Origin of the sequence: Chlorogloea sp. CCALA 695 (assembly GCF_003003885.1) — a bacterium.
GTDB lineage: Bacteria > Cyanobacteriota > Cyanobacteriia > Cyanobacteriales > Chroococcidiopsidaceae > Aliterella.
Genome location: NZ_PVWN01000005.1, coordinates 14,527 through 39,313, shown reverse-complemented (window position 1 = coordinate 39,313; position 24,787 = coordinate 14,527). Strand labels below are relative to the sequence as shown.

The 24,787-nt window shown below is 41.6% G+C and carries 25 protein-coding genes; 12 read left to right on the top strand and 13 right to left on the bottom strand.

The genetic code is table 11. From position 1 onward, the window contains the following. Nucleotides 1-17 precede the first annotated feature (17 nt). From C7B70_RS04260 to C7B70_RS26805, 4 genes are all read right to left on the bottom strand, one after another. A complete protein-coding gene (locus tag C7B70_RS04260; protein WP_199192047.1) occupies nt 18-3,149 on the bottom strand; it encodes a hypothetical protein in 3,132 nt (1,043 codons plus the stop codon). A gap of 75 nt (nt 3,150-3,224) precedes the next feature. After that, a complete protein-coding gene (locus tag C7B70_RS26815) occupies nt 3,225-3,575 on the bottom strand; it encodes a hypothetical protein (RefSeq protein WP_199192046.1) in 351 nt (116 codons plus the stop codon). Next, nucleotides 3,576-4,079 (bottom strand): hypothetical protein, encoded by a 504-nt coding sequence (locus C7B70_RS26810; protein ID WP_199192045.1) that lies wholly within the window; start codon nt 4,077-4,079, stop codon nt 3,576-3,578. Between the two features lie 423 nt (nt 4,080-4,502). Further along, entirely contained in the window at nt 4,503-4,694 is a 192-nt protein-coding gene (locus C7B70_RS26805) for a hypothetical protein (RefSeq protein ID WP_199192044.1), read from the bottom strand. A gap of 141 nt (nt 4,695-4,835) precedes the next feature. Between C7B70_RS26805 and C7B70_RS04250 the strand changes: the two genes are divergently transcribed. The 6 genes from C7B70_RS04250 (at nt 4,836) to C7B70_RS04230 (ending at nt 7,872) form a co-directional block, all read left to right on the top strand. Further along, nucleotides 4,836-5,192, top strand: a complete 357-nt coding sequence (locus C7B70_RS04250) for a helix-turn-helix domain-containing protein (protein ID WP_106367833.1) — start codon at nt 4,836-4,838, stop codon at nt 5,190-5,192. A gap of 6 nt (nt 5,193-5,198) precedes the next feature. Then, on the top strand, nt 5,199-5,741 hold the full coding sequence (locus C7B70_RS04245) for an ImmA/IrrE family metallo-endopeptidase (RefSeq protein WP_106367832.1): 543 nt from the start codon (nt 5,199-5,201) through the stop codon (nt 5,739-5,741). Between the two features lie 198 nt (nt 5,742-5,939). After that, a complete protein-coding gene (locus tag C7B70_RS26800) occupies nt 5,940-6,434 on the top strand; it encodes a helix-turn-helix domain-containing protein (RefSeq protein ID WP_199192043.1) in 495 nt (164 codons plus the stop codon). A 50-nt stretch (nt 6,435-6,484) separates the two neighbouring features. Then, the gene (locus C7B70_RS26795; RefSeq protein WP_199192042.1) at nt 6,485-6,814 is read left to right on the top strand and encodes a transposase; all 330 of its coding nucleotides are present in this window, start codon (nt 6,485-6,487) and stop codon (nt 6,812-6,814) included. 259 nt (nt 6,815-7,073) lie between these two features. Continuing rightward, complete coding sequence (locus tag C7B70_RS04235) at nt 7,074-7,271, top strand: hypothetical protein (protein WP_106367831.1); 198 nt, start codon at nt 7,074-7,076, stop codon at nt 7,269-7,271. 187 nt (nt 7,272-7,458) lie between these two features. Continuing rightward, nucleotides 7,459-7,872 carry a nuclear transport factor 2 family protein gene (locus C7B70_RS04230; RefSeq protein WP_106367830.1) on the top strand — a complete coding sequence of 138 codons (414 nt, stop codon included), beginning with the start codon at nt 7,459-7,461 and terminating at the stop codon, nt 7,870-7,872. Between the two features lie 288 nt (nt 7,873-8,160). On the opposite strand, the gene C7B70_RS04225 is transcribed toward C7B70_RS04230, so the two are convergent. Both C7B70_RS04225 and C7B70_RS04220 read right to left on the bottom strand, forming a co-directional pair. Next, nucleotides 8,161-8,931 carry a cobalt-precorrin-6A reductase gene (locus C7B70_RS04225; RefSeq protein ID WP_106367829.1) on the bottom strand — a complete coding sequence of 257 codons (771 nt, stop codon included), beginning with the start codon at nt 8,929-8,931 and terminating at the stop codon, nt 8,161-8,163. 6 nt (nt 8,932-8,937) lie between these two features. After that, on the bottom strand, nt 8,938-9,126 hold the full coding sequence (locus C7B70_RS04220) for a hypothetical protein (protein WP_106367828.1): 189 nt from the start codon (nt 9,124-9,126) through the stop codon (nt 8,938-8,940). Between the two features lie 310 nt (nt 9,127-9,436). Between C7B70_RS04220 and C7B70_RS04215 the strand changes: the two genes are divergently transcribed. The 6 genes from C7B70_RS04215 to ftsZ all read left to right on the top strand — a co-directional run bounded on the left by C7B70_RS04215 (nt 9,437) and on the right by ftsZ (nt 17,332). Continuing rightward, nucleotides 9,437-11,986: a mannose-1-phosphate guanyltransferase gene (locus tag C7B70_RS04215; RefSeq protein WP_106367827.1), complete on the top strand. Its 2,550-nt coding sequence runs from the start codon at nt 9,437-9,439 to the stop codon at nt 11,984-11,986. A 72-nt stretch (nt 11,987-12,058) separates the two neighbouring features. Next, complete coding sequence (locus C7B70_RS04210; RefSeq protein WP_106367826.1) at nt 12,059-12,565, top strand: single-stranded DNA-binding protein; 507 nt, start codon at nt 12,059-12,061, stop codon at nt 12,563-12,565. Nucleotides 12,566-12,691: 126 nt separating this feature from the next. After that, on the top strand, nt 12,692-14,539 hold the full coding sequence (locus tag C7B70_RS04205; RefSeq protein ID WP_106367825.1) for an ABC transporter ATP-binding protein: 1,848 nt from the start codon (nt 12,692-12,694) through the stop codon (nt 14,537-14,539). A 142-nt stretch (nt 14,540-14,681) separates the two neighbouring features. After that, nucleotides 14,682-15,515, top strand: a complete 834-nt coding sequence (locus C7B70_RS04200; RefSeq protein WP_106367824.1) for a cell division protein FtsQ/DivIB — start codon at nt 14,682-14,684, stop codon at nt 15,513-15,515. 170 nt (nt 15,516-15,685) lie between these two features. Beyond that, on the top strand, nt 15,686-15,820 hold the full coding sequence (locus C7B70_RS04195) for a CopG family transcriptional regulator (RefSeq protein ID WP_106367823.1): 135 nt from the start codon (nt 15,686-15,688) through the stop codon (nt 15,818-15,820). Nucleotides 15,821-16,078: 258 nt separating this feature from the next. Continuing rightward, nucleotides 16,079-17,332 carry a cell division protein FtsZ gene (gene ftsZ, locus C7B70_RS04190; protein WP_106367822.1) on the top strand — a complete coding sequence of 418 codons (1,254 nt, stop codon included), beginning with the start codon at nt 16,079-16,081 and terminating at the stop codon, nt 17,330-17,332. A gap of 26 nt (nt 17,333-17,358) precedes the next feature. Here ftsZ and gshB read toward each other — a convergent pair whose 3' ends face one another. The 7 genes from gshB to grpE all read right to left on the bottom strand — a co-directional run bounded on the left by gshB (nt 17,359) and on the right by grpE (nt 24,395). After that, the gene (gene gshB / locus C7B70_RS04185; protein WP_199192041.1) at nt 17,359-18,339 is read right to left on the bottom strand and encodes a glutathione synthase; all 981 of its coding nucleotides are present in this window, start codon (nt 18,337-18,339) and stop codon (nt 17,359-17,361) included. 48 nt (nt 18,340-18,387) lie between these two features. Then, on the bottom strand, nt 18,388-18,660 hold the full coding sequence (gene grxC, locus C7B70_RS04180; protein ID WP_106367820.1) for a glutaredoxin 3: 273 nt from the start codon (nt 18,658-18,660) through the stop codon (nt 18,388-18,390). A gap of 490 nt (nt 18,661-19,150) precedes the next feature. Further along, a complete protein-coding gene (gene rsgA, locus C7B70_RS04175) occupies nt 19,151-20,191 on the bottom strand; it encodes a small ribosomal subunit biogenesis GTPase RsgA (RefSeq protein ID WP_106367819.1) in 1,041 nt (346 codons plus the stop codon). Further along, complete coding sequence (locus C7B70_RS04170) at nt 20,188-20,439, bottom strand: sulfurtransferase TusA family protein (RefSeq protein ID WP_106367818.1); 252 nt, start codon at nt 20,437-20,439, stop codon at nt 20,188-20,190. The genes rsgA and C7B70_RS04170 overlap by 4 nt, the downstream gene beginning before the upstream one ends. Next, nucleotides 20,439-21,572 (bottom strand): molecular chaperone DnaJ, encoded by a 1,134-nt coding sequence (dnaJ, locus tag C7B70_RS04165; RefSeq protein WP_106367817.1) that lies wholly within the window; start codon nt 21,570-21,572, stop codon nt 20,439-20,441. Before dnaJ ends, C7B70_RS04170 begins: the two co-directional genes overlap by 1 nt. Nucleotides 21,573-21,697: 125 nt before the next feature. Continuing rightward, on the bottom strand, nt 21,698-23,671 hold the full coding sequence (gene dnaK, locus C7B70_RS04160; protein ID WP_106367816.1) for a molecular chaperone DnaK: 1,974 nt from the start codon (nt 23,669-23,671) through the stop codon (nt 21,698-21,700). A 73-nt stretch (nt 23,672-23,744) separates the two neighbouring features. Beyond that, a complete protein-coding gene (grpE, locus tag C7B70_RS04155; protein WP_106367815.1) occupies nt 23,745-24,395 on the bottom strand; it encodes a nucleotide exchange factor GrpE in 651 nt (216 codons plus the stop codon). Between the last annotated feature and the right edge of the window lie 392 nt (nt 24,396-24,787).

The window sequence follows — 24,787 nt, the reverse complement described above, 5'->3', positions numbered from 1 at the left end:
CCGCTTTTCAAATGCTCTTAAAAGAAAACGTCTTTAATATTATTTTCTAAAGCATTAGCCAAAGGCTTATATAAAGCATTCCCAACAGAGTTATCTTCGTCTGCATATTCACAAACTCTGAGAATTGTTGCTACTAACAAGCTATTTTCTTCTGTGTCATTATCAATAGAATCAGGATCGTCTCCTACTCTAATAGCAGCAAGCTTTTTAGCACTGTTATCCGCCCAGGCAGAATCAACAAAATAGCCATGAAAAGGAACACCACCACGAACTAAACGCCCTACTGCTTGAATAATTCTGCCTAATGTAGTTGCTGCTAAATCATAACGAGGGAAAGAGCATAAATCCTTACTAACCCGCAAAGTTTTATAATAAGAACGTTGTTCTACCGATCGCCAATAATTGTTTGCTATTTTCCTCAATAATTCTGCACGATGGGCAATGCCATCTCCTTGTTGCCAAGCAATAAAATCTTCTTTTTCCAGCCAATTATAAGCGCGCCGATTCATTTCTTGAGCGATCGCTTGCGTATCATTAGGATGGGGATAAGGGCGAGTTAGAAAGTAAACTGCACCAAAAGCTGCCTTTCCACTACTGTTTAAAATATTAAACCCTCGCCCAATCAAACTTGTAGGCGCAACCAGTATCTTGCCTTTCTCGTATCCAAATATTTCAATATCTGCTCTTTTTAGCTCTCCTAGTTGAGATTTACCGTCTTTTGTCGGTTCTGATTCGTTATTGACTAGATGATAAATTTGCTGACGCATACTGGGACAATAATTACGCATCTCATCAGCTACCCATTTAGCCTGCTCGTAAGAATTAGTAAGTAATAAAACGCGATCGCGATTTGCCCATAGTTCAGGTTCATTTTCGCCTAATTCTTTGAGTTTTTGCAATTCTTCTATCAAATGATTGCTACCGTTAGCTGTGACTAGGGATTGAGCAATTTGGTAAAATTTAGAATTGGCTTGCTTTTTATTACTCAAATTACCTGAAATCCGCATTGGTTTATTGGTATCGTCAAACTGAGGGATAAACTTAAACTCACTTTGCTTAATTGCCTCTTGTGCGCTTGCTTCAGGCATTAATATCCCTTGAGGATCGCCCACATGAAAGGTGGTTGAGTCGGGTAAATAGGATGTTCCTGAAAGTGCTAAAACATTTCCGCCTCGTCGCCCATCAAAATCGGTTAACAAGCGATGATAATTAAGCACGTAGGCCCGCCCAATATTGGTATAAGCAAATAAGCTGAGAGTATTACTATCTTTGCGAGAATAGTAAGTACCGAACTGTCTCCCTGTTACTGGTAATGGCAGAATATTCATCATTGCGCTTGGCATTCGCTGATGAGGAGAGGCTTCGCGAATATTATCAGGTCGATTTTGCCATTCGTAAAATACTATTTTGGTATGGCGATCTAACAGAGTAACGGTGAGGGCGAACTGCAAACGATGAGCTAAAGTTTCAAGAGTATCAATATCTTCATTTTTGGTTAGATATGGGTATAAAACCTGAGAATTTGGTTGATTTCTGAGCTTATCTAACTCTGTTCTTAATCGGTTTAGGTTGCTTTGTGTATCAGGGAAAAAAGTAGTAATCCAGTTGAGACAATCATCATAAATGTCTTCATCAGTTGCACTTTCACCCGTATTATCGATGCGCTGCACAATTTCTAACAAGCTAGTTGTAGCGGAATTTGAACCATTACGCCTTAATAGGGGATCGTCTTTGAGAAAATCATCAAAATAATCCATTATTGCTAGTATATTTTGCTCGTCGATTTTTAGTGGCTGTTCTGATCGCGGATAAGAATCAAACTCTTTTAACCCCGCAAAACGACGCGCTAACTTGTAAAAAAGAACATGAGGCGTAAAATAACCCTGTTGTACCCATGCTTGCAAAATTTCTCGTCCTGATTCATTGCTTAAAAGCGTTAGAGTAGCATTGATTGCTGTTTGAGCATTTCTTTGTACAGCACTCCATCTCGCTTTCAAAGGCGATCGCAGTAAATCAACTCGATTAGATTGCTCTGTTTTAACCCCAATATCGTCAAAAACACCGCTTCTACTCTTATCAGTCAGAGTTACTTGTTGCGCATAAGCTTTATCAAACCACTCGATAATAGTATCCACCTCATCAAACACCACAATATCCGACTGTTCGTAAACTAATTCACCAATTTTGATTGGACGTAATTCGTAGTGATAAGGCATACCTGCTAGTGCCATTGCACCAGGGGTAGTAATCCAAACTTGCGCTTTTGGCATATCTCGATACGCTTGTTGTGATGGACAGCGATCGAATAAAGGACAAAAATAAGATTTGCCAGCTTCTTTTGTTTTATTCTTCGGTGCTTCTCTGAGACTGTGACAAGGTTTTGTTCCTGGTTTAAATGGTAAACGGTTTAAAATATTGATGCGATCGCTTTGAGAAATTCTTGCTTGTAAAGGACAGACAATACTTAACCAGCGTTCCCCCCAGTGTGGTTGTCCTCTTTCAAGATGTGCCAGATAATCGTTAGAGTTAGAAAAGCCTTTTAAATGTTTATCTCGCTGGGTAGAGCCTAAAATTGGTACAGCTACAGGATCGTCTGTTTCTGAATCGTCACAAAACCACCAATTAACTTGATTCGCTATTTTAATAGCTGATTGGGTATCACCGACAACTATAGTTATACGCAGATTGGGATGATTTCTAATTACACTACTAGCTAACAGTAAAGATAAAGTAGATTTTCCTGATGCTACCATCCCTGCAACATGAGTAAAGCCGTCTATGTTCAAAGTCTGTGCAGTTTGTTGTTCAACAATGTTTCCTGGCAAAACTTTGTGATAGTTGAGTTTGCTAAAACGCCTTACCCAATTGCCTTTTGCTGTGTCAGACCAAGAATATTGTTGTGCTAATACTTCTTCTCTATCGTCTAAAAAAGCAGCTTCTACTTCTAAGTTAGTGAGATTAACAGCAACAGGCGATCGCTCTTTTACTCCATCAAACCAGCGTAAAGGATAAATAGTTCCAATTTGCTCTTGAGTAAACTTAACCTGTAGCCTTACCTTTTCTTCTTTTGTCTCTGATTCAAATTGATAATAAGTTTCTGCTTCTACTGTTTCACGCTTTCGTCGGCGATACTTTAATGTAGCACTCAAACATCTTTCATAAATATCTTGATTAGCTTGTTGTTGTAGATTTTTGGCAGCGTTAATAATCTGATTATCTAAGTCTTAAAGGTCGAAATTATAGTTGCGCCAATCTTCAGGAATATTTCTAATATAATCTCGTAAGGCGTTAAGCCAGTTGAAACGAGCCGAAAAAGGTACAATTTGTCTAACATTTGCGATCGCTCTTTTATCTTCTACGCTTAAATTCTGTAACTTATGATGTCTGATAAACATCCCGCTTAAAATTGCCCAGACTGCGGTAAATGGTTCGTCATCAAGTCCTAATTGTTCCATCAAGGCAAAACCAAGTTCGACTTGTAATAGTAATCCCGGTTCTTTTACATTCTGTTCTTTTAAAGCTGCAATCCGATCTGTAAAATAATCAGGAGGTTCAAATAAGTTATTGTTAGACATTTAAACTGTTCCTCCTTTTTGTAACCCGGTAATTTTGTTATTTACTTTGGTTCTAAAAACCTTGTCGCTAATCAAATGAGTCTCATAGGGCAAGTTTTTCGCTGCTTTGCGGGCAATTTCTAAATAATCTGGATGATTTTGAATACAGCGATCGCTAATTACATAAAAGCTTTCGTCGTAACGTAAACTTCCCTCGCTATATAAAGATTGAAGATTTTTAGCTAGTTTATAAGGATCGCGCACATCCTTAATATCAATCGCCCATACTGCATCATCACTGAAGCGCAACTGTAAATCGTAACGATCCAAGCCAGGATATAACTTGACTTGTTGTAAATAATCTGAATGTTCTTCTTTTAATTCTTCTAAAGCTGAATGCAAATTAAGTTCGGGAATGCCAGGAAAACAAACTCGTTGATGAATACCATCTTTAATCCGAAGTAAGCCTGTTTCCCACTTAATTTGATTGACATAAGACTGGTTTTTGTGATGATTTCCGCACAACCTAGGTTTGATTCCTTTTAATCGCCCGTATTTTTCCGTTAAAACACCACAGCGATCGCAACACCAATAAATTTGATTTTCCTGACATTCTTCATATAACTCTCCAATTTGTGAGATTTCATCAACAAGATATTTGGTACGCCTAAAAGCCTTACGAATCTTGCCGGGGGTAGTAAATTGATAGCGAATTAAAAACGGACGAAATATTGAATATTCCTGCTGCGCTTGTTCAGAATTATCATTATTGTAAGCATCTCGCAGTTTGTCTAAAATTATAGTAAATTTTTGATTATCAATTTCTTGAATTACGCCTTTTTTTAATGAAAGTTCCTCTAGATAATCATTTGCTTCCTCGCTTAAACTATCTTCATCCAGTAAACCAAAATCGCAATCAAATTCTTGCGGAATAAAGCTACTCGGACATCAATCTTTTACTGGTTCTTTCAATAACAGCAAAAAACCATTCATCGTTTTTGGGAAAGGAATACTTTTTTGCATCTCCAATGATAAAAAATTCATTCCGTGATGTAACAAATCTGGATAGGGATATTTATTTGCTTGACCTAAGTATTCTTTTAATCCAATGAGTAGACAATCAAATTTACTACTAGACATAAAACTATCTGCTTGATTTATAGTTAAGTTATTTTCTCTAATTCTCTTACAAGCGATACAATCGTTTCATCAAACATACACCAGTCTCTCTTTTTGTGTCAATAGAGCAACGAAGACTTTTCTGTTAAACAACATAGTATTATGGGAAGTTATTTAGATATTGAAAGATTAGCCAGCTTAGTCCGTAGCAAACGTGGTTCTTGTGGATTACGGGAAACAGCGCTCATAATTGGTAATGTTAGCCCTTCTACTATTTCGCGGGTAGAAAATGGCAAAATCCCAGATATGGATACTTTTTTAGCTTTATGTGACTGGCTAGAAGTACCGTTATCTGAGTTAATCAAAAATACGGAGGACGAACATTTAGATACTCCTGAAGCGATTTCTATTCAATTACGGGCTGATAAAAATCTCGATCCTGCGATCGCCAATGCTTTAGCATCTTTAGTTAAAGCAGCATATAAAGACTTATCTCAACAGAAAAATAAGGAGGAATAGTTACAAGTGGGATTGATAACTAGCCTATCGACTGAGAATAGACAGAGATTGGAAGAAGTCGCCACCACCCAACGCAATCAACTAAGTTACAAAGCTTTTGAGCGATTGCCCGCAAGTGTTTTGGCACAATACTTTCAAGCAACAATTTCTACTGCTGAAACAGTCCCTAATGCCGAACTAGAACAAGTAAAATCTTTATGCAATAGTGACAATTGGTCAGCAGTAATTATCCGTAAAAATCCACTTTGGATCGTTCATAATTCTCGTCATGCACCTACCAGACAAGAATCTAATTTAATGCACGAATTAGCTCATATCATTCTAAAACATAAAATGGTTGGCTACGATCCTAAAACTAATCTTCCCCAACGGCGACAACAAGACGAAGACGAAGCAGTATATTTAGGGGGATGTCTGCAAATTCCTAGACGTGGCTTATTGTGGGCAGTTCAAAAAAAAATGACTATTGCTCAAATTGCCCTACACTTTAACGCTAGTGAGGAGATGGTGAAGTTTCGTACTAATGTTAGCGGGATTTCTCTAGTTTAATTAACTATTACAATTACTGGTTTTAATTGGAATTGCCCTGAATATTTCTTTTTGATACTCCTCAAATAGTTAAATAGCTGATATAAAACACAACAAGCGCGCCTGCAGGGCTTCGCACTTTTACTTATTGATTTAGTTATACCAATTCTGGATGAAGAAGCGATAAATTAGTAGAGAGGTGAGGAGAAGGTAAAAGTAATGGGTCGTCCGTTCCAAGTAGAGATAGCTGAAAGCCAAGAAAGGTTAGAGAAAGCAATCAAACAGGCGAGGACAGCAAGCAGCAAAGAAAGATTACAAATGCTCTACTGGCTCAAAAGCGGACAAGTAAGCAGCAGACAACAATTAGCTTCATTACTGGGGCGAAATCAAGCGACGATTAGTCGATGGCTGAAAAAGTATCAAGAGCTTGGGCTAAAAAGTTTGCTGGAAGTCAAATCAGCACCGGGGAAAGCTGGAATTGTACGTGGACTAGCGTTGGAACGTCTCAAACAAAAGTTACTTGAAGCTCCTGGATTTAGGAGCTATGGTCAAATCCAACAATGGATTCAAACCGAGTTAGGACTGACCATTGCCTATAAAACGGTCTATCAACTTGTTCGTTACGAACTAGGAGCCAAACTGAAAGTACCTCGCCCTCAAAGTCTAAAACAACCGCCAGAGAGCATCCCTCACTTCCAAAAAAAATTCCTTTAGCTGTTAAGTTTTTACAGGAGGAATTTGGTGGTACAAAACGATTAAGGTATTTGTGCCAAGACGAGACGCGGTTGGGACTCAAAACAATCTCTGGACGTTTAATTACGGCTAAGGGAGTTAAACCTCTGGGACTAAATCAATGCTGGCGGGATAACTTTTATCTGTATGGAGTAGTGGAACCAGAGAGTGGCTACAGTTTTTTTTACGAGTTCTCACATCTTGATGGTGAATGTTTTCAAAGGTTTTTAGACCTCTTGGCGGTGGAAATTGGGGATGACGTTGTAGTCCTACAAATGGATAGAGGGTCGTTTCACCGTTCCTTCACTGTTGATTATCCTAGAAAATATTATCCCAATTTTTCAACCCTCTCACTGTCCTAAACTCAATCCCCCAATCGCGGTTTTGGGAGTTTCTTAAAAGCAAACTTGAGTGGGAAAATTGCTCTAGTCTTACCCAATTACGACAGAGGTTATCGGCGGTGTTGGAGACCATTACACCAGAAACAATTGCTTCTCTTACTTCTTATAACTTTATTCTTGAAGCTTTGTTTAGTGCAGCTTTATAAAGAATTGGTATTAGGTTGCATCTGCGACAAACGCGATAGCGCTAGCGCGCCTGCAGGGCTTCGCATCTCTACCTATGCTTATAACTAAACTTAGCTCCTTAGTATCGACAGCGACAAAACCCTCACTTGCGCCGCCAATTACTGAAGGTGTAAAAGTGTTGAGCGATCGCAGTTCTCAGGGTAGATTTGCTATAACTACTACCATTGGCGCATATATAGCAGAAGTGATTGCGATCGCCTTCGGTAGCTACCATCGTCCCAAAATCCGTTAGCCCAAAATTTTTATTTTTCGCTAATTACCAAACGAATGATCAATAGTGTAAGTCATTACTCTCGCCCAGAATTGCTGCAATTGCAAGTAAATACCATGAGCAAACAGTAATGAAACCTTTTGAGCAATTTATAACCGTTGCCAACACTCTAGACTTGTACCCCGTAATCAATCCTGAAGCCTAAATCATGGAAACCAAACCGCCTTTACCACCCTTTACTTTAGAAACAGCAATAGCCAAAGTACAAGCGGCGGAAGATGCCTGGAACACCCGCGAGGCGCACAAGGTAGCGTTGGCGTATACAGAAGATTCCCAATGGCGCAATCGAGATGAGTTTTTTAGCGGACGAGAGGCGATCGCAGCTTTTCTACAACGCAAGTGGGAGAAAGAGTTAGACTACCGACTCAAAAAAGAACTTTGGAGTTTTACAGATAATCGGATTTCTGTCTGTTTTGAGTATGAATGGCATGATACGGCGGATAACTGGTATCGCTCCTATGGCAACGAACAATGGGAGTTTGCGCCCAATGGTTTGATGCAAAGGCGACAAGCAAGTATTAACGATGTCTCAATTCAAGAATCTGAAAGAAAGTTTCGCTAATTAATGAATTTTAATCTTGAAAACTAAATCGAATTTGCGATCGCTCCCAGCCATGTTTTTAGTTTTTTAAATACCCAAAATTAGAGCCTATTTTTATTAAGAAAAATTAAGAAATCTTTGTTAGTAGAACCTTACTATTTGCTTGACTTTTTGATAAAATTTGTCTTACAATTGGGAGCTAAACTCAAACTTAAAAAGTTTACAGATTCCTATTATTTAATAATATATGAAAAAGAGTCAAGATAAAGTTAAAAATTGTAAAAATAAACAGGTTTTTTTGAATAAAAGTTAACAATTAAGCTTGATAAATTCTAAGGCAACGGTCACATCGTTAGTTTGCTGAGGATAGTTAACCATGGGTCTATCTACCAAAATCAAAGGAATATTTAATTGTTGAGCAACAAGGCGCTTAACATCTTCACCACCTGCCGTACCAGAGGCTTTAGAAACAACTAAAGAAATCCCCCATTGTTGCCAAAGACTGCGCTCTAAAGCTACAGAAATAGGGGGACGCATACAGATTAAGCGATCTGCTGTAAAGCCTGAATTTAAAGCAGTGTCTAGAGACTTCGCACTAGGTAAAATTCGCGCAAACAAAGTAGCTTTGGCTTGCCAAGGTTGAAATAAGGGTAATGCTCGATAGCCAATAGTTAACAGCACTCGATTAGAGCGCAAATAATCGCTCGAAAGCAGCGTATCAAAACTAGCAACATTAATTACCGAAGAATCATCAATCGCTGGTCTTTCGTAACGCAGATAGGGAATTTTCAGCTTTTGGGTAGCAGAAATTGCATTTAAGGAAATTTCTACTGCGTAAGGGTGAGACGCATCTAAAACCGCCGTAATGTTTTGCAGTAGTAGAAACTCCTCTAACTCTTGGGGTTTTAAAGTCCCTATCCAGACTTGGAGATTAGGAGTAAAAGGATAAAGACTTCGTGCGGAAACCGTAGTTACAGAGACTAGACAAGAAATATTACAAGAAATTGCTGAAGCTATGACAGCACTTTCAGTAGTACCGCCAATTAGCCAGAGGCGGCGGGTAGAGTTAACGTTTGACAATGAACTTTAGCCTTTGAGAGCCTTTCTAAAATTCTGGCGATAGGATTTGCTGTACGCTAACAAAAAAGGCCATAGTAGAGCCAAACGCAATTTATTGGTGAAAGCAACGTTGAAATTTGTGCGCCTAAAACCGTTCCAAAACTTCCACACGCCGCCACCATAAACCAATACCAAACCAAAGATAACTAAGTTCATTTTATTCAACCTCTTAAGATAATGACAAAATAGAAATTGAACCTGCCAATTAAATAATTATACATTTTGGGACTGTGTTATTCCCTAGTAAACCGTCGGCGATCACGGAGTCTATAGCAAAGACAAGTAATCGCTGGTATTACCAGTGTAAATGAGCGTTTCCAAAATTGATCTTAGTTTCCTCCCCGGGATGTGTCTTGCGGGAGTATCTTAGAAATGAAGAAAAATAAGAAAATAGTTAAAGATTAGTTAAAGGGCGATCGTCAGCTTTAAGCCTAGAGACGAATTGCCAACACTTCAAGGAGAAATTATGCGCGCAGTATTGATGGCTGGAGGATCGGGGACGCGGCTTCGACCGTTAACTTGTGATTGTCCTAAACCGATGGTGCCAATTTTAAATCGCCCAATTGCCGAACATATTATCAATCTTCTCAAAAGACATCAAATTACCGAAGTAATTGCTACTTTGTATTATTTACCTGATGTGTTTCGAGATTACTTCGGCGATGGTAGTGATTTTGGCGTACAAATGACCTACGCCGTAGAAGAAGATCAGCCGTTGGGGACGGCGGGTTGCGTAAAAAACATTGCTGACTTTTTAGATAAAACTTTTTTAGTAATTAGCGGCGATAGTATTACCGATTTTGATCTAACCGCCGCCATTGAATTTCATCAACGCAAAAAATCAAAAGCAACTTTAATATTAACTCGCGTACCTAACCCCATTGAGTTTGGGGTAGTAATTACCGATGAAGACTATCGGATTCGCCGCTTTTTAGAAAAACCTTCTACCAGCGAAATTTTTTCTGACACCGTTAATACTGGCACTTACATATTAGAACCATCAGTATTAGATTACTTGCCAGCAAACCAAGAGTGTGATTTTTCTAAAGATTTATTTCCCCTACTTTTAGAAAGCGATCAGCCAATGTACGGTTACATTGCTCAAGGCTATTGGTGCGATGTTGGACACTTAGAAGCTTACAGAGAAAGTCAGTACGATGGCTTGCAACGCAAAGTCAAGCTTGATTATGCTTACGAGGAACAATCGCCTAATTTATGGATTGGGCAAAATACTTTTATCGATCCCAGCGCCAAAATTTCTACCCCCTGTTTAATTGGTGATAATTGCCGTATCGGCGCTAGAGTCCAAATCGATGCGGGAACCGTAATCGGCGACAATGTAACCATTAGTAATGATGCAAATATCAAGCGTCCGATTATTTGGAATGGGGCAATTATCGGCGAAGAAGCTAATTTAAGAGCTTGCGTCATTTCTCGCGGTACGCGCGTAGACCGCCGCGCCCAGGTGCTAGAGGGGGCTGTAGTTGGCTCTTTATCTACGGTGGGAGAAGAAGCGCTAATTAGTCCTGGAGTGCGTGTTTGGCCCAGCAAGCAAATAGAATCGGGAGCGACTTTGAATATCAATTTAATTTGGGGTCACACCGCCCAGCGCAATTTATTCGGTCAAAGAGGGGTGCAGGGATTAGCAAATATTGATATAACGCCCGAATTTGCCGTTAAACTAGGGGCAGCTTACGGTTCGACTTTAAAACCTGGTAGTCAAGTTACAGTATCGCGCGATCAGCGCAGTATGTCGCGGATGGTAACGCGCAGTTTGATTGCGGGATTGATGTCTGTAGGCATAAATATTCAAAACTTAGATGCTACAGCTTTACCAATGGCGCGGACGGTCGTTTCTAAGCTTTCAGTAGCTGGCGGTATCCATGTGCGCTTACATCCCGATCGCCCAGATTCGATTTTAATTGAATTTATCGATCGCAATGGGATTAATATTTCCAAGTCTAAAGAAAAGAAAATTGAGGGGTCTTACTTTAAAGAAGACTTGCGGCGGGTACAAATTCATGAAATTGGTAATGTAACTTATCCAATTCAAATGATCGATACTTACTGTACGGCTTTTGAGAAGAATTTGAATGTAGAGGCAATTCGTCACAGCAACTCAAAGGTAATTATTGACTATAGTTACTCAGTTTCGGGAGCAATACTACCCCAGCTTTTGGCTAAGTTTGGCTGCGATGCGGTAGTTTTAAATGCTAGCCTCAAACCCTCGGCGGTTTCTCCGGTGGAAAGAGAGCAATTGCTGACTCAATTAGGACAGGTGGTTGAGGTATTAAAAGCTAGTTTTGGCGTGCAAGTATCTGCTAATGGCGAACAATTAATTTTAGTAGATGAATCGGGGATGCCGATTCGCGGCGAATTGCTGACAGCGTTAATGGTAAATACAATCTTAACAGCCCATCCTAGAGGGACGGTAGTAGTACCAATTCATGCTTCTAGCGCCGTAGAGCAAATTGCCCGTCGCCACGATGGTAAAGTAATTCGTACCAAAGCAAACCCCACCGCCTTGATGGAAGAATGCCAAAATGATCCCAATGTAGTAATGGGAGGAAGCGGCGATATTGGCTTTATTTTCCCGCAACTGCATCCGGGTTTTGATGCCATGTTCTCGATTGCTAAACTAATTGAGATGCTAACTATTCAAGAGCGATCGCTTGCTTCAGTACGTACAGAGTTACCGCGCGTTTATCACAAAACTTATACCGTGCGCTGTCCTTGGACTGTTAAAGGTGGGCTAATGCGTCATTTGGTCGAAACTCACCCTGCCCAAGAATTAGAGTTAGTCGATGGAGTCAAAATTATTAATCCTCAAAATGATAATTGGGTATTAATTTTGCCAGATGCCAGCGAACCACTGGTACATTTGTACGCTAACAGTAATGATAGAGAGTGGGTAGATAACAGTTTAAGAGAGTACCGTTCTCGCGTTCAATTATTTGTTGAGCAAGAGCAAGAAATGGGTACAGAGATTAATTCTCAAGAAACTGTCATGGGATAAAGAAAGGAGAGCAAAAGTCGCTCTCCTACAGGTCTACTCAGCTTTAGAAAAAAATGCTTAGGTAACAAATCTATGAATAGTTGCATTTTAATGGCTCAAATCGTTCAAGAACCACAGTTGCGCTTTACTTCAGACCAAATGGCGATTTGCGAAATGTTGGTAGAATTTTCAGAGCGCGGTTCTCAACCAACTCTTTCTAGACTAAAAGTAGTGGGATGGGGAAATTTGGCTCAAGAAATTCAAAAATCTTACCATCAAGGCGATCGCGTAGTTATTGAAGGACGCTTGACTATTAACAGCGTTCAAGCCGAAGGTTATAAAGAAAAAAGAGCGGAATTAACCGTACAAAAAATTTATCCTTTGGGCGCAGGTGTTAATCTTGGCTCAGTAAGTAGTACAGATACATCGCTAAACCCAACTAATGAGGAAGAAATGCGATCGCCTGTAACTGCGGGAGCGCCCTATAATCCAACTCCGCCAAAAGATACTTACGATGAAGAGAGCGATCGTAGTAGTAAGTTTGCGCCCCCAGCACCGCAACCAGATTATAGTACAGACAACGACGACATTCCATTTTAAAACTCTCCGTCAGTTATGCCTGTAGCTGACGGAGCAAAAATAAAAACCTTAGTCAAACGCACAAAAAGCAACGAAAGAAACTGTTAAAATCCTGTTAATTTTTCCGTTGTACGCCCAACAATTCCTATGAGTGAAATCTTAGATGTTCGCAACTTACAAGTTGACTTTATTACCGAGGAAAAAGTAATCACGGCGGCGCAAAATGTCTCTTTTAAGTTAGAGCAAGGTCAAACTTTAGGAATTGTAGGCGAATCGGGATCAGGTAAATCCGTCACATCCCTAGCATTAATGGGTTTAGTGCCAAGTCCCGGCATAATTAGCAAAGGTGAAATTTGGTTTGGGGACAAACAATCGCCAAAGGTAGATTTATTGAAATTATCCCAAAAGCAAATGCTGCAATACCGAGGCGGCAAAATAGCGATGGTGTTTCAAGAGCCGATGAGCGCCCTAAATCCAGTTTATACTTGTGGTTTTCAATTAGTTGAAGCGATCCTACGCCATCAAAAAGTATCCTCAAAAGAAGCACAACGCATAGCTTTAGGTTTGTTGCAAGAAGTCAAGCTATTACCTACTGATGAAGACTTAGAATCTCAAATAATTTCGACCAAAGCCGCTTTAGGACAAGATAAGCGTAAGTTGGCTCAAGAAGTTGCCGAGCAAAAACGAGCCATGCTCGATCGCTACCCTCATCAACTTTCGGGCGGTCAATTGCAAAGAGTGACGATCGCTATGGCAATTTCTTGTAATCCCGCCATTTTAATTGCTGACGAACCTACAACGGCTTTAGATGTTACGGTACAAGCTACAATTCTAGACTTACTTAGAGAATTGAGTTTAAGCCGTCAAATGGCGATGATATTCATTACTCACGACTTGGGATTGGTAGCAGAAATTGCCGACTCCATCGCAGTAATGTATCAAGGACAAATTGTCGAATCTGGACTTGTAGAATCAGTATTTACTCACCCTCAACACCCCTACACTAAAGGTTTACTTGCTTGTCGCCCAGATTTGGAAGTGCGATCGCAATACCTGCTGACAGTAGCGGATTTTATGGGCATGACAAGGGCAGCTAATGGCAATGTGGAAATTGAACAAAAAAGCCCTCCATCACCGCCCGAAGTCACAAAAGAGGCATTGCAGCAGCGTTTAGCTCACCTCATGAAGCAGAAGCCCTTGCTAGATGTTAGTAATTTGCAAGTAGGTTTTCCCCAAGCTGGAGCTTTTGGTCAAACTAAACGTTATTTTATGGCAGTTAAAGGGGTTTCGTTTCAAGTCTACCCCGGAGAAACTTTAGGTTTGGTCGGCGAATCTGGCTGTGGTAAAACAACTTTGGGGAGAACTTTAGTTAGATTAATTACTCCCATTAGTGGCAGTGTAATGTTTGATGGGCAAGATGTCGCTACTATTGGCGGTCATACCTTACAAAAACTGCGCCAGGAAATGCAGATTATTTTTCAAAACCCGTTTAGTTCCCTCGATCCGCGCCTCAAAGTTGGCGATGCGATAATTGAGCCGTTGGTAATTCATGGTAGGGGATCAAGCGATCGCAATCGACGAAAAATTGCCGGGGAACTTTTAGAGCGCGTAGGACTTGACCCCACTTTAATAAATCGCTATCCTCACGAATTTTCCGGCGGTCAACGGCAAAGAATATGTATTGCTAGGGCGTTGGCGCTGCGACCTAAGTTTATTATTTGCGATGAATCGGTTTCGTCTTTAGATGTCTCCGTGCAAGCCCAAGTATTAAACCTACTTAAGGAATTGCAACAAGAATTTAACCTAACTTACATTTTTATTTCTCACGACTTAAATGTAGTTAAGTTTATGAGCGATCGCATTTTAGTGATGAATCAAGGTCAAATTGTCGAACAATCCGACGCTGAAAGTATTTACCGCTCTCCGCAACAAGAATACACCCGCCGCCTAATTGCGGCTATTCCTACCGGAAAAAAAATGCGTAAGTCTGATTAATTTATTTTCTAGCAATTCAAACCAATTATGGTAATATACTCAAAAAATTAGCCAAATAATTTAGGTTTTCGGGTGAAAATTGGGTTAATTTGGCTGGCAAAAGGCGATCGCTAAGTAGATAAACTTATTGTGTAATTTTAGTATGAACAATCTAGCCTCTGTTTCCCCAGGAGAATTAACTCAGCGCCGCTCAGTGCTGCGCCGTAATCGACGCATAAAACAGATCAAATCCGTTTGGAGAACTTTGGCTATTAGTGGGCTATTGGGAGGATTAGTATGGGGAGCAACTCAACCTGTTTGGGTAATCCGAGAATCTGGGCAAATTAATGTTATAGAGAATCAATTGCTAACTACCCCAGCAATTCAATCGCTATTAAAAATTTCTTATCCGCAAACCTTATTAGAAATTAAACCCGAAGCTCTAGCTCAACAATTAGAAGCACAACCAACCATTAGTGACGCTAAAGTAACGCGGAGTCTATTTCCGCCAAGTTTAACAGTACAAGTTACTGAAAGAATCCCTGTAGCTGTCGCTTTAACCAAAAATCTTACCCCAGGATTAATCGCCGCAGACGGAGTATGGATACCTCAGCAAAGTTACGCTGCGCCCAATAGTACATCGTTTAAAATGCCAAAACTAAAAGTTAGGGGACAAGTAGAGGCGTATAAACCGTACTGGAGCCAACTTTATCAAGCGGTAAACAGCCTTGAAGTTAAAGTCAGCGAAATTGATTGGCAAAATTCCGATAATTTGATTTTAAAAACTGAACTTGGAATCATACATTTAGGTGCTTATAGCTCAAAATTAAGCGATCAACTCCGGCGTTTAGAGGAAATGCGTCGCTTACCTACAAAAGTTAATCCTCAAGATGTTGCTTATATCGATCTAACAAACCCTAAAGATCCATTCGTACAAATGACTTCTGAAAGTTTGCAGAGAGATAAATTAGCCAAAAAAACCGATCCCCGCCCCTAATCGAACTTGGCGTTGCTAAAAGCGCGATGATCTTTCCTTTTTGCAATCCTGTCTCCTCCTCATTACCAATTACCAATTACCAATTACCAATTACCGATTACCCAACTTTAGTTAAGCCAAATAAGCGTAGGTAGTGTAACCTAGGGACTGTAAAGCATATTGCAGCATCCATGTTAGAAAGTCATCTCAGTATTAGACTTCCAGAAACAGAAATGAAAGTTTTAGAGCAATATTGTCACAATTCCCAACGCACAAAAACCGACGTAATTCGAGAGTTTATTCGCTCCTTAAGTCAAAAATTATAAGGAGTTCAGAAGCGATCGCGCATCTCTTCATCGCGTTTTGGCTCAAAAACACCTTGTTAGTTATCTAACAAAACTTTAAGCTCAGGAGGGACCTACTTTTACTAAGCTCGATTGTCCTCAAAGCTGCCTATAAGAATAGGAGATTTTTCAGTTCTAAAAGTAAGCTGAACACTCAGACCAATTGTAAAAGTCCGTGGTTGCAGTAGACTTCTAGCCCCATTGCCCAAAGTCGTTTATACAGATAGTTGAAAAATTGCAATGTCACTCAACAACAAACAAGAGTTTGCTCAGAATAACTCTCAATCCTCAGCACAGTCAGCATTTACCCTAGCAGTAAATGCTAACAATCCTTTTAACAGTGCAGGACTTAATTTTGGTCACGACGACAAGGGAAGACCTGCAACCGACGACTCAAGTAATAGTATTGTCCCTGGTCGAGTAGCCAATATCAAAGTAATTGGTGTGGGTGGCGGTGGGGGAAATGCCGTTAATCGCATGATTGCCAGTAACGTATCGGGAATTGAGTTTTGGTCAATTAACACCGATGCTCAAGCTTTGGTACAGTCAGCCTCCGTTAAACGTTTGCAAATAGGGCAGAAACTAACGCGGGGCTTGGGGGCTGGGGGCAACCCGGCGATCGGTCAAAAAGCTGCGGAAGAATCCCGCGATGAAATTGCGGCAGCTTTAGAGAATGCGGATTTGGTATTTATCACCTCTGGAATGGGCGGCGGTACGGGTACAGGGGCGGCTCCAATAGTTGCCGAAATAGCTAAAGAAATGGGTGCGCTGACAGTGGGAGTTGTGACACGACCGTTTTTATTTGAAGGTCGGCGGCGTACAAGTCAAGCAGAGCAAGGTATTGAAGGGTTAGAGAGCCGAGTAGATACGTTAATTACAATCCCCAACGACAAATTATTGTCGGTGATTTCCGAACAAACTCCAGTACAGGAGGCTTTTCGGTTTGCTGATGATGTGTTGCGCCAGGGAGTGCAGGGAATTTCCGATATTATTACAATTCCCGGCTTAGTAAACGTAGACTTCGCCGATGTCCGGGCAATTATGGCAGATGCGGGTTCGGCATTGATGGGAATAGGGGTAGGATCGGGCAAGTCTCGCGCCCAAGAAGCCGCTAATGCTGCGATTTCTTCACCGCTATTGGAATCATCCATTGAAGGGGCTAGAGGGGTGATTTTTAATATTACTGGGGGCAGCGATTTGACGCTGCACGAAGTCAACGCCGCCGCCGAAATTATTTATGAAGTGGTCGATCCCAACGCCAATATTATCTTTGGAGCAGTCATTGACGATCGCTTGCAAGGAGAAGTGAGAATTACAGTCATAGCAACCGGGTTTACCGGGGAAATGCTGGCAGCGCCCCCCCCAATTGCCAAAGCTGCGGGGAAGACACCACAACCTGCTACGCCGCCACCAAGCCCTACTAATTACGAGCCTAAAGAAAAAACAGGTTTAGACATTCCTGATTTTCTGCAAAGAAGAAGACCGTCACGTTAATTAGGCGATACAAAAGCGGGAAGAATCTAAGTTATTTTTCCCAATTTCTGTTGTTCTACCCATTTAATTACTTGTTCGCCCAAGTGAGTAGCGTCTAGCCGATCTATTTCTCTAATCCCCGTAGGACTCGTAACATTGACTTCGGTTAAATAGCCGCCAATGACATCAATGCCTACAAAATACAAGCCATCAGCTTGCAATTTGGGCGCAAGTTCAGCACAAATTTCTTGCTCGCGCGGGGTAATTTCTGTTTTAGCTACCGTACCTCCGGCAGCCATATTGTTACGAAATTCGTTACCGCTAGAAAGTCGATTGAGCGCGCCAATAGGTACACCGTCAAGTAAGATAATTCGCTTATCTCCTTGCTTGGCGGCAGGTAAAAACGTCTGCACCATTACCGGAATTTTGCCTTGGAGAGTGCTGAGTTCGACTATAGAATTAAAATTGCGATCGCGCTGCTCTAAATAAAGTATGCCTTCACCAGCTTTATTGCCCAAGGGCTTCAGAATTGCCGCCCCTTTTGAGCGCATAAACTCTCTAATAATTTCTTTATCAGCGCTAACAATGGTTTCGGGGATCGAAGTTAGAAATTGCAAAGCATACATTTTCTCGTTAGCGGCTCGTAATCCCTGGGGATCGTTAACTACTAAGGTTTTAGCTTTATCTACATAGTCCAGTATGTAAGTAGCGTAGAGATAAAGGGCATCTACCGGGGGATCGGTACGCACAAAAATCGCATCCATTGTTTCTAGCTCGGCAAAAATGCGATCGCCCAATTGATACCAAGGTAAATTTACTTCCCAGTGTCCCTCTACCAATACTACTTTTTGCAACTGTACGTGTTCTAAAGTCGCCCAAGCCTTGCTATCTACAACACTTAACAAGTTTGCCTGAGTTATCCAAACTTGATGACCCAGAGATTGAGCAGCTTCCATCAGCGCAACGCTAGTATCGTGCAGAGGGTCAAGTTTAGCAATGGGATCGATAATAAAGGCAAGTTTTAACACAGCAATTATTTAGTAATTAATTGGGCAATAAACTAAAATACCACCGACTTACACGGTGTTGTTAGCCGTAAGCAGTTCGTCAAGCTTACCTAGATAGTCCAATTCCTGCAAATCATCACAACCGCCGATGTGTTTGTTGTTAATAAATATTTGCGGCACAGACCTTCGACCATTAGCGCGTTTAGCCATTAAGCTACGCGCAGATTCATCGCCATCAATACTGTACTCCGTAAATTCTGTACCTTTACTTTGAAGCAACTGTTTGGCACTAATGCAGTAGGGGCAAGTTCTCCAAGTATAGATTTCAACAGTGGCAGCCATAATGAGTATCTCTATTATAAATAATGATTCTTAATTCTAAGCCCTATAGTCATTGTCACCAATTCCCAATTCCCAATTCCCAATTCCCAATTCCCGGAAAATTGGGTTTAAAGCCCCGTGGCTTCAACCCGGCTTTATATTAATACCTACTACTTCTTCGCGGGAATAGATCCGCATCATTGCTCAAAAATGGTAAAATTAACCTGTGAGTAAGAAAAACCATCTACGTGTTGAAACATTTTAGTATCGGTGCAATTCCGGTACAGTAAGTCACTACTACCTTTGAGTAGCAAGCCTATACAACTGACAAGCAAAGCAAAATGTGGAACGTACCGTTCTGGCGTTGTGTTGGACTCGGAAAACATAAAAAATTAAAAAGTATATGCAAGGATTGAGTAATTGATCCGAGTAGGTAGCGGCGCATTGTCTACGCCTTTAAAACTGAAAATATGGTCTTAAGAATCCTCGTTCCTTTTAGGGCGAGGAGAAGTCAACCATCCTCACCCAACTCTTGCAATCCTTGCTGTTGACTACGACGCGATGTACGGCGATACTTTTTTGTTTCAAGCTTGGGTTCGTACTGAGTTTCGCCGCGCTTAGATTTTAACTTCCTATTAGCTTCTGGGTCGCTAGTGCGACTTTGCACCGCCGCACGAGCAATCGCCTCCGCCAAAAATTCTAAATAATGCTCGTAGCGTTCCCAATCGCCCCGCACTACACAGTTTGGCTCCTCCCGGTGCGTACAGTCATTAAACTGACAACGAGCCACCGCTAACCGCTCTCTAGCTTCAGGAAAATAATTAATTAATTCCTCTGGTTGACAGTCCAAATCGGGCTGATTAAAACCCGGAGTATCGGCAAGCAAGCCCCCCGTAGGCAGTTGGAATAGTTCAACATGGCGCGTAGTATGACGACCTCTGCCCAATTTGCCCGAAACCTCGTTAGTCCGCAAATTGACATTAGGAATTAAGTAATTAATTAAGCTAGATTTGCCCACCCCCGAAGGCCCCGCAACTACAGTAATTTTCTGGTCTAGTTGACCCTGGATTTGGGCGATCGCAGACTGATGTACGCTGATAAAAACAGGATTGTAGCCCCACTGACCTAGGCGAACCCGCCAATGCTCCAACTGTTGGGGGGTTAATAAGTCGCTTTTATTTAAGTACAAGTACACCTCTAAGCCTGTAGTTTCCGCCTTAATTAAAAAACGGCTTAATTGGTAAGGTTCAATTTTTGGTTCTTCAAGGGCAAAAACTAACAAAATTTGCTGGGCATTAGCCACCGGAGGGCGATCTAGCTCTGTATGTCGAGGGAAAACTTGGGAAATTGCGCCTCTACCGCCTGCCCAGTCTGGTTCGACAACTTCCACGCGATCGCCTACCATGACTTTTTGCCCCATTTTCTTCAACAATGCCCGCCGAGTACATAGTAATAAGGGCGATTGACTAAGCTCTAATTTAACTTGATAGTAATTTGCTTGTACGGCAATTACTGTACCCGTTAAAATTTCTGATTGCTGCTCGTCCTTCATGTCATAGCAAGGGGACGGCGAACTAATAAGCAATAGTAACTGGCAACGGCGGCTATTTGCTCAATACTATAACCTGCCATAGTTAAACTATCGGGGACTTGCTCAATAGGTTCTCCAGGGTCTAGCCATACTTCAAGTAATGCCCCTGGCGGCATTTGCTCCAAACGCAATTTAGTCCTCACAAAGTTAATTGGGCAAGGAGTGCCGCGCAAGTCTAGCCGATCATCTGGGCAAGATATATTACTCATTACTGAAATAATTTACCAAACAAACCATCTCTCCCACCTTTACCCGTGCGATCGCCTTTTATTTTTGCCAATTTTTCTAGTAACTCCCGTTCCTCGCTACTAAGTTTGGTCGGAATATCGACTAAAACAGTAACTAAGTGATTTCCTCTACTAACAGGATTGCCTAAACGCGGTACGCCCCGGTCTTCCAACGTCAACACTATATTTGGCTGGGTTCCTGGCGCGATCGCTTGTTCTACCAATCCATCAACCGTACTTATTTCAATTCGCGCGCCTAAAATGGCCTGTAAATAACTAATTTTTATTTCTGACAAAATATTTATGCCGTCGCGCTTAAACTCCGCATCTTCATTAATGAACAAATATACGTACAAGTCCCCTGGAGGCCCGTTGCGCTGCCCAGAATCGCCCTCTGCGGAGATGCGTAAGCGCGTACCGTTATCTACCCCAGCAGGAATCGTAATTTTTAGTTTCTTAGTAACTTGGTGCGCCCCAACCCCAGAACAAGTTTCGCATTTATCCTCAATCATCTGCCCCGTACCATTACAAGTAGGACAAGCCGATACTTGAGTAAAACTCCCAAAAGGCGTTCTAGTCACGCGGCGCACTTGCCCCGACCCCGTACAAGTCGAGCAACTCCGGGGACGAGTACCAGGTTTAGCGCCCGAACCGCTACACACTTGGCAAGTTTCTAGGTGCGAGATGCGAATTTCTTTTTCGCCACCAAATACAGCTTCGCGAAAGTCTAGTCTCAAGTCTAAACGCAAGTCGTCGCCGCGTACTGGCCCATTGCGTCGCCTTTGGCTCTGCCCTCCTGGAACACCGCCTGCGAAGTTATTAAATAAATTCTCAAAAATATCGGCAAAGCCGCCCGCATCGCCAAAGTCTTGAAACCCTACCCCCCCAGCACCGGCTGAGACTCCCGCCTCGCCAAAGCGATCATACCTGTCACGGGTATCTGGTTCCGACAAGACTTCGTAAGCACGACTAATTTCTTTAAAGCGGTCTTCAGCCCCAGCTTCTTTATTGACATCAGGATGATATTTCCGGGCTAGGCGGCGGTAAGAGGATTTTAGTTCTTCTTTGTCTGCATTACGAGAGACACCCAGAATTTCGTAGTAGTCGCGGGCCATAGAGCGCTGCTTCGTTTATAGATAAAGTTTACGAGTGGAGCGAAAATTTATTAGCTATGAGCAAGAGTAATAGTTAGTTCTATTCTTGAATGTAGACAAATAATTTTAGTTACAACAATCCTACTCTATTCAATTGCTTCATAGTCAACGGTGACTGTGCTATCTTCTTCAGCAAAATCTAAGTCAAATTCTTCTTGAGTTATTGGTACTGAAGTCTTGGTAAACTGGGTACTTGTTTCTCTATTGGTCGGTAATATTGTAGTTTCTATAGAGTCGCTTGCTTCTGAAGAATTAGCTTTTCGATAGACGCTAGTGCCAATTGTTAGCAATAACTGCTGGAAGTTGTCTATTTGTTGATGCACCCTTTCGGTGGTAACTTCTGGATCGACAAATAGTCCTCTAACTAGAGTTATGCTCTCCTCTGCTTGGATTTTCAACTCTTGAGCAATTAAAGTACCGTTATCTTTTAACGTTGATTCGTAGCTGTAAATCAAATTTTCTGCTTGATTTTTTAACTCGATTAGGTCAATACGTTTTTTATCTTGGTCAGCATAAATTTCTGCTTCTTGGCGCATGCGCTCTATTTCGCTAGTGCTTAATCCTCCCGTACTTGTGATCCGAATGCTTTGTTCCCTACCCGTTCCTTTGTCTTGAGCCGCAACCTTTAATATCCCGTTGACATCAATTTCAAAACTTACTTCAATTTGCGGCATTCCGCGCGGTGCGGGGGGAATACCTGCTAGGACAAATCGTCCTAGGCTGTTATTATCCGTTGCCATTGCTCGTTCGCCTTGGAGGACGTGAATTTCTACAGAAATTTGTCCATCGGTGGCTGTAGAAAATATTTGGGCTTTGCTAGTGGGAATTGTCCGATTGCGTTCGATTACTTTAGTAAATACTTCTCCTAAAGTTTCGATGCCCAGCGATAGGGGCGTAACATCTAGCAGCAATACCTCTTGAACCTCGCCACTTAATACCCCACCTTGAATAGCCGCCCCTAAAGCTACTGCTTCATCAGGGTTGACGGATCTATCGGTAGCTTTGCCGCCAAAGAACTTTTGCAGCGCACTTTGTACCGCCGGGATTCGGGTCGAACCGCCCACTAAAATTACTTTGTCGATTTCTGCGGGTTTAAGTTCGGAGTCTTTAAGCGCCTGTACCATTGGTTCGATAGTTCTTTCTACTAAGTGAGCAACTATCTCCTCAAATTTGGAGCGACTTAGTTCCATTGCTAAATGTTTTGGACCTGTAGCATCGGCAGTAATAAAGGGTAAATTAATTGATGTTGCGCCCAGGGTAGAAAGTTCTATTTTTGCTTTTTCTGCGGCCTCTCTAAGCCTCTGAGTTGCCATTTTGTCTTGGGACAGGTCAATTTTTTCCTGTTCTTGAAATTGGGAGAGCATCCACAAAACTATACAGTTATCAAAATCATCGCCCCCTAAGTGATTGTTACCAGAAGTTGCTTTGACTTCAAATACGCCATCGCCAAGCTGCAAAATTGAGACATCAAAGGTTCCACCGCCTAAGTCAAATACCAAAATTTTCTGTTCTTGACCCTTATCTAATCCGTAGGCAAGGGCGGCGGCGGTGGGTTCATTGACAATGCGGAGAACTTCTAACCCGGCTATAGTGCCAGCGTCTTTGGTTGCTTGTCTTTGAGCATCAGTAAAATAAGCTGGAACTGTAATCACCGCACTATCTACGGTTTCTCCCAAAAAGTTTTCCGCATCTTGTTTGAGCTTGTACAGAATCATCGCCGATATTTCTTGCGGAGTGTAATTACGTCCGCGAATTTGTACATCAACGGTATCGTCTCTCCCCTTGACGCACTTATAGGTGACTCTTTGGCGCTCTGAGGCTGTATCATCCCAGCGACGACCAATAAACCGCTTGATACTATAAATCGTATTTTCGGCGTTTGTTACCGCTTGCCGCTTCGCCAATTGACCAACTAAGCGATCGCTACCTTTGCCAAAGGCAACAACACTTGGGGTAGTTCGTCCGCCTTCAGAGTTAGCGATTACAGTTGGTTGGCCACCTTCTAAGATGGCAACACAACTATTTGTTGTGCCTAAGTCGATGCCAATGACTTTTCCCATGCTTAGTAGTATCTAGGTTATTGAATGGATCGGTTTTTTTAACAAGCAAGTTGTAATTCCTAATTAGGGCAACTTAACTTTCTTCTGGTAAAGGGGAATTTTCTTCTGAATTTAGCTCATTTTCCATCGGAGCCGCAACTTTGACCATAGCGTGGCGCAAAATGCGATCGCCTAAAAAGTATCCTCGCACTAATTCCTCTAATATTGTCCCTTCAGGTTCAACGCTGGGACTACGCATGACAGCTTCATGAAGACTTGGATTAAATTCCTGCCCTTCTGGACGCATGGGGGCAACTCCCAAGCGCTTAAGACCATCTACCAGTTGTTTATAAACGCTTTGATAACTTTTGTGGATGCTCATTTCCGCCTCAGTTTGAGGTTTAAGTTGCGATCGCGCCCGTTCAAAATTATCCACGATTGGTAGCAGTTCGGTAATAGTATTGCCTTTAATAAGCTGGTCTAACTCTTCTTTTTCTTTTTGCGATCTTTTGCGGAAATTATCAAAATCCGCCACAATTCGCAAGTATTGGCTAGTACGTTCTTCAACCTGACTTTGCAGTGATGCTATTTGCTGCTCTTTTTCTCCCAATAATTGTTGATAGTTGGGATTATTTTCTTTAGGGGGGGCGACAGAATTTTCCTCTAAAGCAATTTCATCGCCCGATAAATTAGTAGATTCCGCTTGAGGAAATTCCTCGCTATTTGGATCGAAGTTAGAATTCATTGTTGGTGTTGTTGTCTCGATTGTTAGGTTTGATGTTTTTGGGGAATCTGTATTAATTTAGTTTATTACTGCTTTATTTTTCCTCGTCCACCATTATGCACTAATCCCAGACACTCAAAACTGTGCTTCAAGAGGCATATTTAATTGGTGTCACCTTCTCTAAGGATGCACCAATTAACGCTGGAATAACAAAGTTTTAAAAATAAACTGCTTGAGGAAGACATTTTGTTGCTAGTTAATAGTTATAAAGGTTTTTTCCTAGGGTTTTGCTCTAAACGCTCCGTCCAGCTAAAGACTTAATTTTGACTTTCTTGAGTCATTTCGGGCAACTTCAGACCCCTAAAAATTCTCTCCAAATATCTCTGCTGATATTTTTTGCCACAAAATGCTTT